This window comes from Streptococcus ratti FA-1 = DSM 20564 (assembly GCF_000286075.1).
Lineage (GTDB): Bacteria > Bacillota > Bacilli > Lactobacillales > Streptococcaceae > Streptococcus > Streptococcus ratti.
Genome location: NZ_AJTZ01000005.1, coordinates 596,381 through 609,901 on the forward strand (window position 1 = coordinate 596,381; position 13,521 = coordinate 609,901).

The following is a 13,521-nucleotide window of genomic DNA, read 5'->3' on the forward strand; positions in this document are numbered from 1 at the left end:
GCACTTCTGCTCATTTCTTAGAAGAAAGGACGGAAGAAGTCAAAGAGATTCCCGAAGGGACTGTAACCGCGGTTGATTTGATACTGATAGCGGGAAGTATCGTTCTGCCGTGAAAGCCCTCCATGACGGTACTGATAGCTGCTGTCAAAATAAAGTCTGCGGTCGTTAATATTATTCCAGCCGGTTACAGCGTAACCATTGTTATCGAAATAATATAATCTGCCATCAGAAGTTCTCACGTAACGGTTGCGGATTTGCTCACCCGAATCTGCATCGTAGTAGCTGAGACGTCCGTAACGGTCAGTGATAAACTCACCTTTGGCCTGGACACCGTTTGCCTTGAAGTACAGGCGCTGACCGTTAATGGTTTTGGCACCTGTTACAGCGATACCATTGGCATCAAAATAGAACCATTGGTCTTGGGCATCGCGGACGAAACGGTTGCGGATTTGCTCACCCGAATCTGCATCGTAGTAACTGAGACGTCCGTAACGGTCGGTGATAAATTCACCTTTGGCCTGGACACCGTTTGCCTTGAAGTACAGGCGCTGACCGTTAATGGTTTTGGCACCTGTTGCAGCGATACCATTGGCGTCAAAATAGAACCATTGGTCTTGGGCATTACGGACGAAACGGTTGCGGATTTGTTCACCCGAATCCGCATCGTAGTAGCTGAGACGTCCGTAACGGTCGGTGATAAATTCACCTTTGGCTTGGACACCGTTTGCCTTGAAGTACAGGCGCTGACCGTTAATGGTTTTGGCACCTGTTGCAGCGATACCATTGGCATCAAAGTAGAACCATTGGTCTTGGGCATTGCGAACGAAGCGATTAGTAACTTGATCACCAGAAACTTTATCAAAGTATCTTACTTTACCGTCTTTAGCTGTGACAAACTCACCTTTAACTTGGAAGCCGGAAGCATCATAATATTGAATAGCACCGTTAACCTTAGTCAATCCAACGGCCATGACTCCGTCTTTAAAATAGCGCCATTGCTGACCAAAGAGATGATAGCCATTTTCATAACGTTTGCCGTCATTGCCGTAATAAGACAGGACGTTATTGCCATTGTCATAGATGGCATCCCTTAATTGCACACCATTTGGCAGGAAGTAATAATTATCGCCGTCAATAACCTGAACACCGGTCACCATGTAGCCATCAGCATCTAAGTAATACCACTTATCACCTTCGCTGATAAAGGTAGCTTTGGCTTGATTGCCGCTGGTTGAATAATAGATATAGCCTTTGCCATCATAAACAAAACCGCTTTGACTTTCTTGATTCAGCAATTGTTTTGGCAGGAAGAAATTATCCTTAGAAAGGTTAAAGTAGGTGTTGGTTGCTTGATCTTTCAAGACATAGCCGGCACCGCGTCCGAGGATATTAGTACCGTTAAAATATTTGGCAGACCATTGCTTAATCTTCACAGATGGATCCATCGGAAGACCTGTTGAAATCTGTTTTCTGGCAAATAATTCAGGATAATTAGCTTGAAGTTCATCTAAGAATTCACCGCCATATTTAGCCTGCTGATCATTTCCTGAACTCTTGCTGTCTACCACATAAAGACTTTCTTTAATTGTAGAGCCTGAAATAGGATTGCCGTATTTGTCCACACGTGTCACTGAAACAACTTCTTTTTCAGGGAAGGCATACATTTGATCAGGCACCCAGTCAGCCATTACCTTGATTCCCTTGCTGTGAAGAGCTTTAATAGCATTCACAAGGTCATCAGCAGTGCCGTATTTATTAGCCTTTGAAATACCTAAATCATAGCGATCTGTAAAAGCGTAACCGTTTTGGATAACAGAGTCAAGGAAGCTGCCGTCTGTAGATGATACGTATTGCGGCGCCATCTCAAAGTCAGTAATTCCCCATTCAGTAAATTTATCAACATTTTTCGCAATGACAACATTGGTGTATTCTTCTTTTGTTGTGGCAAATGCTTGGAAGTTTGAAAATCCTTCAAACATGACGCGTGAATCGAGAGCGGCATTTTGATGGATAGATTTACCATCAGTTGCTGCTGTTTCGCTGGCTGCTACGCGAATATCTTGATTTTCACTCGCTCCTACTGGTACCCAGACAGCTAAATAGCCAGATACCTGAGGATTAGCATAACCTTTGATATCACTAGCAGTAAAGATTAATTCACCATTTTCATTAGTATAGCGAACAAGGGCTGCTGCTTCTTGGTCTGTATTATAGGTTGCCACACCGCTGTCAGTTGTCAAAATTAAAGGACGGTAAGCTTGGTTTTTATGAGCAGCACCTACATTGACAACCAGACGTTCATCCTGATTGAGACGAAGGCTTGGCTGATTAGCTTCAATAACAACAACACCAGACTGACGCGTTAATTGGTCACCTGTCTCATTGGCCGTCAGTGCACCTTTACCGTAGCGAACAGATGTCAAAACAGATTGATCCCATTTTGTACGGTCAGTGTTGGCAAGGTAATGCACTTTCATGCTTTGACCGCCTGAAACGTATTTAATACGAGCTTTCAAGAGAGTTTCGATAGCATCAAAGTTAATGGTCTTATTAGCCATGTATTGACCGTCGTCAGTAAACATATCTCCGTAGTAGATACGCGGAACACTGGATTTATTGGTCAAAATTAAAGCATAAGAAAGAGCTGTATTATAGTGAGTGTATTTTTTGTTGGTTGCTTTCAGATCTTCGTTATAAATCTTGAAGGCTTTTTCAATCTCTTCTTCTGTAAATGAGTAGCCAAACGAATCGAGATTAATTTCAGCCTTGATGATGTCACGAATCAAATCCTGCACTTCACTGTCATGCGCACGTACAAATGAGTACGATGGAATTTTAGCTGTTTCAGCGCTGTCATTGGTACGATCAACTAAACTGTTTGTTATCAGCGGCTCAAGTCCTGAACGCACAGACAAAGGTCTTGCCAGTGACCAGATAAAGGATAAGCGAAGTTTATTATCCATATTGATCATGTTATCGCCGTCATCATGCAGATAAGGAGTATCATTATCACTCCAGGCTTCTAAGATAGACAGGTGATCATTGGCAGTCTTGTCGTTCTTATTGATGCCCTTAACATATTTTAAGTAATCGCCGGCAATTTGAAGCAAGTCAGCGTCAACATTATCAACAGCATCAACACGGATAGAGTCAAAGTTGGCATCAGGATCGTTAGCATAGATAGATCCAAAATTCATCAAGAAATGCAGCCAGTTTAATTGCTCTGCCTGAACAACCGGATTAGAATTATCAACGTCATTAGCAAGCAAGAACTCATAGCCGCCGATAGTTGTATCTGCTGTGTAGCGCGGATCTTTTTGACCAGTTTGATTAGTCGGTGTGCGGTTGAGAATACGGTAAGCTGAGTCAGCATAAGGTGTTAGGCTGCTTTCATTATCATAAAGCAAGGCGCCGTTTTGCAAATGATCATCGAACGGTTTTTCACTGTCGCTGTTCCAAGCTGACTGCGTCTTAACAAAAGCAGAGATAGTTGCCCGCAGCCAATTCGTATTTTGAGTGACAGAAATCTTTTCTTCAATTTTAGCTTGAACCATTTGTGCTGCCAAGTTCAATTCGGCTTGGCTGGCTGATGTACTGTAAGTTTTATCAAGTCCAAGCTGGCTGCTCATATAATTAATGTACTGGCGCTGTACCTCCCTATCCGGCCACCAAGTCATCAGAAGCGGACGAAAATCATCTTTTGTTGACTCAGTCCAAGTCTTGCCGTCTTTTAAGATGTACTTAGGACGGTACCAAGATTCCGCAGTCAAATAATTATTGATTTGTTCAAAATTTTCAGCATCAGTGCTGTACACCTGATTGTATTTGGCAAAAGAATTTTCAGCGGCTGATGAAGAAGATTCTTCAGTCACTTTGACACTTGAGGTATCTGTGTAGGCACCAGTTTCATCGAAATACAAGGTCTTTCCATTGACAACTACTATATAGTTTTTTTGGATAGATCCGTCAGCATTATAATAGTAATACTTACCATTAACCTTCTTGACATTAGCCACACCTTCAAGAACTTTAAGATCATCAGAATTAACTGTTTTTTGTTCCGAGCGGCTGCCAGTATTGTTTGCTCTTTCAGCAGGATTTGTCTGTACTGCGGTCCAGCTTTGTTCTTTTTGAGCACTTGTTTGTGCCTGAGTTGTTGCGTTTACCGCCTGAGTTTGATTTTCAGAGGAAACAGTAAGGCTGTTACTGTTAGCAGCCGTTGTTTCAGCTGAACTGGTAAGGGCTTGTGTAGATGTAACGTCATTAACAGATGTTACAGCAGATTCTTCTGCAGTCGTAACAATACCAGTACTTGAATCTTTAGAAGGAACACCAGATTCAGTCGAATCCGCCTTGACCAGCCCGCCTGACAGCGCAGCTACGGTCATCATAGCAGATGTAACCGAAACGGTTACCCATCTTTTTTTAACTTTGCGCAATTTATAATGCACTTTCTTGTCCATTAGGAACCTCCCAAATTAAGATGTTTTTTCACAAAACGTCATTATTGTAACATTTTTTTAATTAAAAAACAATACTTATAATTTTATATTAAATATGTAAACGTTTTTCAAATATTTTTAACATTTTCAGGGAAGCAGGAAAATCAAGCTCATACAAAAAAACTGAGGCTGACTGTACTGACTCCAAAAGTTAGACAAAAATCTAATGATTAGAATCAGTACAAAACATCCTAGTTTTTCAAATTAGCTATTTAGAAAATCAGTTAAAATATCAAGCGAACGCTGAGCGATTTTCTCATAGCGCTCTTTCTTATCACGGATACGCGGGCCTTCTAATTCTTTAATGATTCCAAAATTAATATTCATAGGCTGAAAATGCTTGCTGTCTGTATGGGTGATGTAGTGCGGCAAAGCACCGATAGCAGTTGTCTGAGGAAAAATCACTGCTTCTTCCCCCTTCAAACGGCGAACAGCATTAATACCTGCGACAAGTCCTGATGCGGCGGATTCCACATAGCCTTCAACTCCCGTCATTTGGCCGGCAAAGAAAAGATCTGGATTTTGACGTGCAGCAAAAGTAGGTTCTAAAAGGTTGGGAGAGTCCATGTAAGAATTGCGGTGCATGACACCATAACGCACAAACTCTGCCTTTTCAAGTCCAGGAATCATTTGAAAAACACGTTTTTGTTCTCCCCATTTAAGATGTGTCTGGAAGCCTACAATATTGTAAAGACTACCAGCTGCATTGTCCTGACGGAGCTGTACAACGGCATAAGGTGTCCTGTATTCGCCATCACGAGGGCCTTTATAATCTTTTGGATATTCCAGGCCGACAGGCTTCATAGGACCATAGAGCATGGTTTTTATGCCTCGCTTAGCCATAACTTCAATAGGCATGCAGCCCTCAAAATACTTTTCTTTTTCAAAAGAATTAAGCGGGGCTTCTTCTGCTCTTATCAAAGCCTCATAAAAAGCCATAAATTCTTTTTTGGTCATCGGACAGTTAAGATAGGCGGCCTCACCTTTGTCATAGCGCGATTTGAGATAAACTTTTTCCATATCAATAGAATTTTTATCAACAATGGGTGCTGCTGCATCATAAAAATAAAAACCATCACCGCCGTTGAACATATGAATTTTTTCAGCCAAGGCATCACTTGTTAAAGGACCAGTTGCGATAACGGTAATGGCATCCTCGGGAATTTCTGTGATTTCATGGCGTATCACTTCAATAAGAGGATGCTTCATTACTTCATCGGTTACTCTCTGCGAAAAGCCATCACGGTCAACCGCTAAGGCACCGCCGGCAGGCACACGGGTGCTTTCCGCTGCTCGCATAATGACAGAATCTAACCGCCGCATTTCTTCTTTCAGCAAGCCTACTGCATTGGTCAGAGAATCTCCTCGAAGCGAATTGGAACAAACAAGTTCTGCAAATTTATCCGTCTTATGCTGCGGAGTTGATTTAACACCGCGCATTTCATAAAGCTTAACAGGAACACCACGCTTGGCAATCTGATAGGCAGCTTCGCTTCCTGCCAGTCCTGCACCGATAACATTGATATAAGATTGAGACATAACACCAATACCTCTTGGGAATAAAAATGAGCACTGCTATTACAATCGTAAACACCCTAGTCTGTAAATGCAGCAGCTTCTTTCCTCAAATCTTTCTAAATTATAATACCCTTTATTATATCATATTTAAAATACTGTGTTTCTTATCAGCTCTTGCAAGAAAAAAATATCAAACAAAAAGTTTACGTAATTTTAGTTACGTAAACTTTTTTAGGTTATTTAACTATTTCCTCTTTATAATCACAAGTTTCCTTGCTGCAAATAACCTGCTTGCCGCCGCGAACTTTTTTTTCAACCAAGAAATCTCCTGATTTAGGACAAGCACGGCCAACCGGCTTATCCCATGAGGTAAAGTCACATTCCGGATAGCGGTCACAGCCGTAAAAAATACGGTTGCGCTTCGTTTTGCGCTCAATCACCTGCCCCTTTTTGCAAAGCGGGCAGGTAACACCGATTTCTTTGGTAATCGCCTTAGTATTATGACATTCTGGAAAATTGCTGCAGGCGTAAAATTTGCCATAGCGCCCTAATTTAATGACCATTGGGTGGCCGCAGACATCACAGTCAAAGCCTGCAGGTTCATCCTTGATTTGGACTTTTTCAATCTCTGCTTCGGCCTTAACAAGCTCTTTTTCGAAAGGCTTATAAAAACTGTCAATAACCTGTTGCCATTGCTCCTGACCTTCTTCTACTTGGTCGAGTTTTCCTTCCATTTCGGCTGTAAATTTAACATCCACAATATCTGGGAAAAACTCAAGAATCAAACCATTGACAATTTCACCAAGTTCAGTTGGCTCAAAGCGCTTAGCTGCAAGTTTGACATAATAGCGTTTTTGGATAGTTTCAAGCGTAGGCGCATAGGTAGACGGACGGCCAACACCATTTTCTTCCAGAGTTTTGATAAGCGTCGCTTCAGAATAACGGGCAGGCGGTTGGGTAAAATGCTGCTCAGGATTAGTAGAAACTTTTTTAACAGCATCCCCTTCTGCCATATCAGGGAGCATTTTATTTTTATCAGAATCATTGTAAACGGCCAGATAACCATCAAACTTTACTTGACTGCCGTTGGCTGTAAACCGGACACCGTTTTGTCCAAGATTGACTTTCATGGTGTCAAAGATTGCCGCTGCCATTTGACTGGCAACAAATCGATTCCAAATAAGCGTGTAAAGTTTCAGCTGATCCTTATCCAAATACTTAGCAATAGATTCAGGTGTATTATTGACATTTGATGGACGAATAGCTTCGTGGGCATCCTGAGCGCCTGAAGCATTTCTAACGCGGTTGCCATGCTTTGCATACTTATCTCCAAAACGCTCTGAAATAAAGTTTGCAGCATCATTTTGTGCAAGCGGACTGATTCTGGTTGAATCTGTACGCATATAGGTAATCAGACCTTGCTGACCGCTGGAACCTAACCTAATTCCTTCATAGAGCTGCTGAGCCACCATCATTGTCTTGCGGGTTCTAAAGTTGATTTTATTAGCAGCATCCTGCTGCAGTGACGAGGTGGTATAAGGGAGCGGTGCATTGCGCTTACGTTCCTTTTTTTCTACCTTGCTGACAAGAAATTCATCACTCTTAATACGAGCCAGCACTTCCTTGACGTCCGCATTAGTTTTAAGTTTGACTTTTTTGCCATCAAGCCCATAAAAACTTGCCTGAAATTTTTTACTGCCCTTTTTAAAGAAACCATCAATACTCCAATATTCCTCTGGTTTGAAGGCTTTAATCTCATTTTCTCGGTCAATAATAAGCTTAAGGGCAACAGATTGGACACGCCCTGCTGACAGACCTTTTTTAACCTTTTTCCATAAAATAGGTGAGATAGAATAACCGACAATCCTGTCTAAAACACGGCGCGCCTGCTGAGCATCAACAAGATTCATATCAATCTGACGCGGTTCAACAAAAGCGTTTTTGACAGCATCCTTGGTGATTTCGTTAAAAACAACACGGTTTTTCCCTTTAGGATCAAGGTCTAAAATATGAGCTAAATGCCAAGAAATGGCTTCTCCTTCACGGTCTGGGTCACTAGCCAGAAAAACTTGCTTAGCATTTTTAGCTTCTTTTTTCAAAGAATTAATTAGAGGACCTTTCCCACGGATATTGATATACTGGGGTTCGTAATTGTTGTCAAAATCAATAGACATACTTGATTTTTTTAAATCACGAATGTGTCCTACAGAAGCAACTACTTTATATGAACGCCCAAGATACTTTTCAATCGTTTTCGCCTTAGCAGGTGATTCAACAATCACTAAATTTTTCTTAGGAGTTGCTCGTTTTTTGCTGGTCTTTTTCTTTGTTGTCGCTGTTTTACTTGTCAATATTCTGCACTTCCTATAAGTTATAAACTTCTAGAATAATATATCATTTTTAGAATACTGTCAAGAACAAACTTTTTCTATAGGAAAAGTTATTTTCTCAGTTGATACTCATTTAGAACATCCATACCTGATGTAGTGCATTTGGCTCCTTCTTGAATAAGATGATGGCAGCCATCTGACTGCCCGTCTAAAATATTTCCAGGAACAGCAAAAACATCTCGCCCTTCTTCCAATGCTCGTTCGCAGGTGATCAGACTGCCTGAACGGATTTTAGCCTCTGCTACGACAACTCCTCGGGAAAGTCCAGCAATGATGCGATTGCGCTCTGGGAAATGATACTTGAGTGGCTGGCTGTTGGGCGCATACTCTGATAAGAGGAGATGATTTTTTGCGATATAGCTTTGCAGCTGACGATTCTCCTTAGGGTAATAGACATCAAGTCCTGCGCCGATGACTGCAATGGTAGCTCCGCCGTTTTTTAGACTGGCTAAGTGCGCAGCAGTATCAACGCCGCGTGCCAGACCGCTGACAATGACAAAACGGTTTTCCAACTCCCGGATAATTTTTTTGACGGAATCTACACCGGTTTTGCTGACATTTCGGGAACCAACCACAGCTAGCTTGGGTCTGTTCATGAGTTCCAGATCTCCCTGATAAAATAAAAGGGCAGGCGGGTTATAAATATTTTTGAGTTCTAAAGGATAGTCCTTATCTAATATAGATAAAGACGGGAAACGATTAAACTCATCACGCAGTTCTTTGCTTTTTAGATTTTTATAATTCTCTATAAAAAGCAAGGGATCCCTGCATTTGGAAACAACTGCCATATCACGCAAAGATAAGGATTTTCCTTTCTTTTTCTGATAAGCAAGAATATGTAAGACATTAAGATTGGTCAAGCCCGCTTTCTTAAGTTTAAATAGTTGAAAATTATCCATTTTATACCTCACTATTTAAACTATTCGAAAAGACAATGGGATAAAATCTGTAAAATTAAAAGAGTTTGGAACAACAACCGTGATTAGTGTCCCAAACTCTTCAGCTTATAATTCTTTAATAATCCTTGCAGGATTGCCAGCAATCAAAACGTTGTCCCCAAAGGATTTTGTCACAACACTTCCTGCTCCAACAACGATATTATGGCCTAAGCTAACACCTGGTAAAACAGTTACTCCGCCGCCTATCCACACGTTATTGCCAATGATGATCGGGGCACCGTATTCCAGACCAGAAATACGTTCTTTGGCATTCAGCGGATGCAGCGGCGTCAGCAGTTGAGTGTTGGGACCAATCATGGCATTATCTCCGATATGAATTTCACAGACATCAAGAAAGGTACAGTTGAAATTTGCATAAAAATTTTCACCAACATGGATATTGCAGCCGTAATCACAGGAAAAATTCGGTTCAATCATGATATGGCTGCCAGTTGTGCCAAACCAGTTTTTGAGCAGCTCTTGCCGCCTGCCGCGGTCAAGCTCACCATTAAAAACAGCCATTTTATCACGCGCTGCTAAGCGCAATCGTTTTAATTCAGCATCGCCTGCATCATACAGCTGACCGGCTAGCATTTTCTCTTTTTCTGTTGTCATATTTATACCCCTGCCTCCTCTAAAAAGGCGCCTTTTCCTTAAAAATACCTGCTATTGACTTGTTATGCTCTTAATCGGCTCAAAACTTTGCCGATGAATTGGCGTTACTCCTCTTTCCTGCAGTCCTTTTAGATGCTCCTTGGTGCCATAACCAGCATTTTGAACAAAGCCATAACCTGGAAATTCCCGGTCATAGGCTGCCATCATACGGTCTCGCGTAACCTTAGCGACAATAGAAGCTGCCGCAATAGATAGCGATTTAGCATCTCCTTTAATGAGCGAAGTCTGAGGAAGGTCGGTACTCAGTTCCATGGCATCTATCAATAGATGCTGAGGCTGGACAGACAGCGTCCTCAAAGCTTCCAGCATGGCCAATTTGGTTGCTTCATAGATATTAATTTGATCAATCACATGGTTTGACTTGATGCCAAGACCTATAGCAACAGCGTTTTTTACAATATCATTGTATATAGTCTCATGCTTTGACTTTGGAATTTTTTTACTGTCATCAAGTCCTCTTATCTTACAGTTAGGCGGTAAAATAACAGCCGCAGCGACAACAGGACCGGCCAGAGGCCCTCTGCCAACTTCATCAATTCCAGCTATAGCCTGACAGCCTTGCTCATAAAGCATCTTTTCATAAAACAGCATGCGTTCCAAACGCTCATTTTCTGCCCTTTCAGCTTGAATCTGCTTTTGCCGCTGTTTGATTGCCTGCTGAACGCCTGAGCGCTGATCTGTCAACAAATCCTTAAAAAATGTATCATCTAAACTGTCAATACTAGCTAACTGCTCTTTGATTTCTTTAATTGTCGCCATCTAAATCACTGACCTTGTCTAATGTATATCTACCCAATTTACCATCGCGGACTTCTTTGACAAAAAGAGAATAAAAGTGATCGTAATCATCTCGGAATCCCAGTTTTTGTGTCAAAGACATAATAATCTCAGGCGCTTCTTCGTTTAAATCAATTCCCTTAAAACGCTCTTTCAGGCGTTCAGGATAGTTCTCTTTAAAATAATTGAGTCCAAAAATAGTGACCTCATCCATGGGCAAAAGATTATCCTTAATTGCCCCTGTCAAAGCCAATTTAAGCCCCACAGTCTCGTCTTCAAATTTTGGCCAGAGAATACCGGGAGTATCTAAAATTTCCAAATCTTTGTTAGATTTAAGCCACTGCTGACCTTTGGTAACTCCCGGTTTATTGCCAACTGCTGCTACTTTTTTACCAGCCAGGCGATTCATCAGAGTTGATTTTCCAGCGTTTGGAATACCAATAATCATTGTCCGAAGAGTTTCTTTTTGAATGCCGCGCTCACGCAATTTGGAGAGCTTAGATGCCATCAATTTCTTAGCTGCTTCTCCTATTTTTTTTACGGCACTCTGTTCTTTAGAATTAATGGCCAGAGCTGTAATGCCCTGACTTTCAAAATAATCTTGCCATTCCTTAGTACGGCTGCCATCCGCCAAATCTGCTTTATTTAGAATCATCAGTCTAGGCTTGTCACCCACAATTTTAGTCAGCATAGGATTTTGACTGGAAAAAGGTAAACGGGCATCAACTAAAATCGTGACAAAATCAACATGTTTTATATTTTCCTGCACTTGACGGCGTGCTTTGGACATGTGACCCGGAAACCATTGAATAGTAGGCATATATAGATTCCTTTCATAGCGAGAGATTATAATCGCATTCTATTATATCATTTATCTTCGCAGAGGTTACTGAAAATGACAGAAAATTATACTTTTATCTAACATTAAAAGACAGGCTCATCTACATTGAAAACAAGATAAATAAGTCCGTCTTTATTCATTCTAGCTACTGTAGTTTATTTGCTTTCTTTAATTGCTGCTGTTCGGACAACTTTGACGCCGTTTTGCAAGTTGTCGCTGACCGGACAGTGTTGATCCATAAAATTAGAAAAAGCATCAATCTTATCCTGAGGTTCATCTGTCACAAAATGTGTTGAGTAACGAATTTCTTGGAAACCATTGCGAACCTCAGACAGCCCCATAAAACCATCCGGATCAAGATCACCTTCAACTTCTATCCAAAATTCATCATAACTAAAGTCTTGCGATTCAGCAAACGATGCACAAACAATTGATTGGCAAGCAGCAAACGCACACAATAAAGCTTCGACAGGATTCATTCCTGTGTTTGTTCCTCCGAGTTCTTCCGGTTCATCTAAAATAAATTTGAAGCCACGCGCATCAGCTTCTACCTGTAAGCCGGTCACAGTTTTTTTAGCAGTAATTTTAAATGTTTCTAACATAGCCTTGCCCTCCACACTTTTAGAATTGATATGCTTGCCCACCTAAATTATAGCGCTTTCAACAATAATTAGCAATTATTCAAAAACTGCACTTTCGCCTTTCAAATCATCAGCTGTAAGCTCGTGCTTACAGCTGATGATTTAATCAATTTTCTTAGAAGAGCTTGTCATAGCCGATTTTGATGTTAGGGAAATGCTCCTGCACGGCAGCAAAGAAGGGCTGGAGTTCTTCATCAGTCTTCTTGCCGCGATTGCGAATAAACATGTTCACCTTTTTCTTATCATCCTTCACTGCAACAAGGAAAGACTGCCGATTAACCGTGATAAAGTAGCGTTTTGTTTTAACAATACGGTGATAGAGCTGAACAACTTGCTGTAAATCGACCACACAGAATCCTCGAAAATAGCTGACCAAATGGTTTTTATAGATTACAATTTTAAGATTGTCATCATAGTAAAGTGCGTCTGACAAAAGGAGATCCAGATTACCATTTAATTCGGGGTAGGCAGCATATAATTCATCATAAGCTTGATTCACCTTATGCCGTGTAACAAAAGCAGCAGCAATAAGAATGACTCCAACAAGTCCTAAAATTCCGCAGACAACAGGAAGGCTTGTTCGGTCAGATTTGACATCCTGCAAGGAAACATAGGTATAGAAGGAAAAATACTTACTGATATCCGGAGATGTTCTTAAAACACCAGTCATGGCACCTGAGTAGTTTTTGATGCGGCTCTTGCTGCCTGTACGTGTATTATAGTACTTAACGGTAATGCGTTTAGGCTGGTCTTTCAGCGAATCACCTGCATTTAACAGCTTAGCAACATCTTTGTCGTCTTCTTTAGCCTCCAAACCCACATAGCCCTTATCGTAACTGACCAGCCAGATAACCGTTTTGTGGCCTTTAATAGTCGCTATAGGTTTTGAGTAAATATCGTATACTCGAAGGGATACCTTGTCTCCGGAGGAAGCACTGGTTGATGCTCCTTTATAAATAACATCCGGAGCTTTTTTATCTCCTTGAGAAACCAGCACGAAAGTACTTAAAGCACCGATGATAAAACAAAGTCCTAAAACTAGATATAAGACAAAGCCCTTATTTCGTTTTTCCTTTAACATAAAGCCAGACCTCCTAAAGCTACCTTGCATTTTCTTTTATTATAGCATGGACAGTTGTCCAGCAAAGGTCTGTAACTGAATTTTAAATGTAAATTAAATAACACACTTGAAAAAAACTGGAACAAAAATCAATTCCCCAAAGAATACTGATTCTTGTC

9 protein-coding genes are annotated in these 13,521 nt (G+C 41.0%); all 9 read right to left on the reverse strand.

Annotated elements, in window-relative coordinates:
• Positions 1-17 precede the first annotated feature (17 nt).
• Positions 18-4,463, reverse strand: coding sequence for a glycoside hydrolase family 70 protein (locus SRA_RS04915; RefSeq protein ID WP_003088287.1), 4,446 nt, complete (start codon positions 4,461-4,463; stop codon positions 18-20).
• A gap of 243 nt (positions 4,464-4,706) precedes the next feature.
• On the reverse strand, positions 4,707-6,041 hold the full coding sequence (trmFO, locus tag SRA_RS04920; protein WP_003088289.1) for a methylenetetrahydrofolate--tRNA-(uracil(54)-C(5))-methyltransferase (FADH(2)-oxidizing) TrmFO: 1,335 nt from the start codon (positions 6,039-6,041) through the stop codon (positions 4,707-4,709).
• 215 nt (positions 6,042-6,256) lie between these two features.
• Complete coding sequence (gene topA, locus SRA_RS04925) at positions 6,257-8,371, reverse strand: type I DNA topoisomerase (protein ID WP_003088291.1); 2,115 nt, start codon at positions 8,369-8,371, stop codon at positions 6,257-6,259.
• Positions 8,372-8,460: 89 nt separating this feature from the next.
• On the reverse strand, positions 8,461-9,309 hold the full coding sequence (gene dprA, locus SRA_RS04930; protein ID WP_003088293.1) for a DNA-processing protein DprA: 849 nt from the start codon (positions 9,307-9,309) through the stop codon (positions 8,461-8,463).
• A gap of 105 nt (positions 9,310-9,414) precedes the next feature.
• Entirely contained in the window at positions 9,415-9,963 is a 549-nt protein-coding gene (locus SRA_RS04935) for a sugar O-acetyltransferase (protein WP_003088296.1), read from the reverse strand.
• Positions 9,964-10,014: 51 nt separating this feature from the next.
• Positions 10,015-10,782, reverse strand: coding sequence for a ribonuclease HII (gene rnhB, locus SRA_RS04940; RefSeq protein ID WP_003088298.1), 768 nt, complete (start codon positions 10,780-10,782; stop codon positions 10,015-10,017).
• On the reverse strand, positions 10,769-11,620 hold the full coding sequence (gene ylqF, locus SRA_RS04945; RefSeq protein WP_003088300.1) for a ribosome biogenesis GTPase YlqF: 852 nt from the start codon (positions 11,618-11,620) through the stop codon (positions 10,769-10,771). Before ylqF ends, rnhB begins: the two co-directional genes overlap by 14 nt.
• A gap of 176 nt (positions 11,621-11,796) precedes the next feature.
• Positions 11,797-12,243, reverse strand: a complete 447-nt coding sequence (locus SRA_RS04950) for an OsmC family protein (RefSeq protein ID WP_003088301.1) — start codon at positions 12,241-12,243, stop codon at positions 11,797-11,799.
• Positions 12,244-12,397: 154 nt separating this feature from the next.
• A complete protein-coding gene (locus SRA_RS04955) occupies positions 12,398-13,363 on the reverse strand; it encodes a hypothetical protein (protein WP_003088302.1) in 966 nt (321 codons plus the stop codon).
• Positions 13,364-13,521 lie beyond the last annotated feature (158 nt).

Coding starts and splice junctions, on each gene's coding strand:
- SRA_RS04915 (WP_003088287.1), bottom strand. CDS start 4,463: ATGGACAAGAAAGTGCATTATAAATTGCGCAAAGTTAAAAAAAGATGG.
- trmFO (WP_003088289.1), bottom strand. CDS start 6,041: ATGTCTCAATCTTATATCAATGTTATCGGTGCAGGACTGGCAGGAAGC.
- dprA (WP_003088293.1), bottom strand. CDS start 9,309: ATGGATAATTTTCAACTATTTAAACTTAAGAAAGCGGGCTTGACCAAT.
- SRA_RS04935 (WP_003088296.1), bottom strand. CDS start 9,963: ATGACAACAGAAAAAGAGAAAATGCTAGCCGGTCAGCTGTATGATGCA.
- rnhB (WP_003088298.1), bottom strand. CDS start 10,782: ATGGCGACAATTAAAGAAATCAAAGAGCAGTTAGCTAGTATTGACAGT.
- ylqF (WP_003088300.1), bottom strand. CDS start 11,620: ATGCCTACTATTCAATGGTTTCCGGGTCACATGTCCAAAGCACGCCGT.
- SRA_RS04950 (WP_003088301.1), bottom strand. CDS start 12,243: ATGTTAGAAACATTTAAAATTACTGCTAAAAAAACTGTGACCGGCTTA.
- SRA_RS04955 (WP_003088302.1), bottom strand. CDS start 13,363: ATGTTAAAGGAAAAACGAAATAAGGGCTTTGTCTTATATCTAGTTTTA.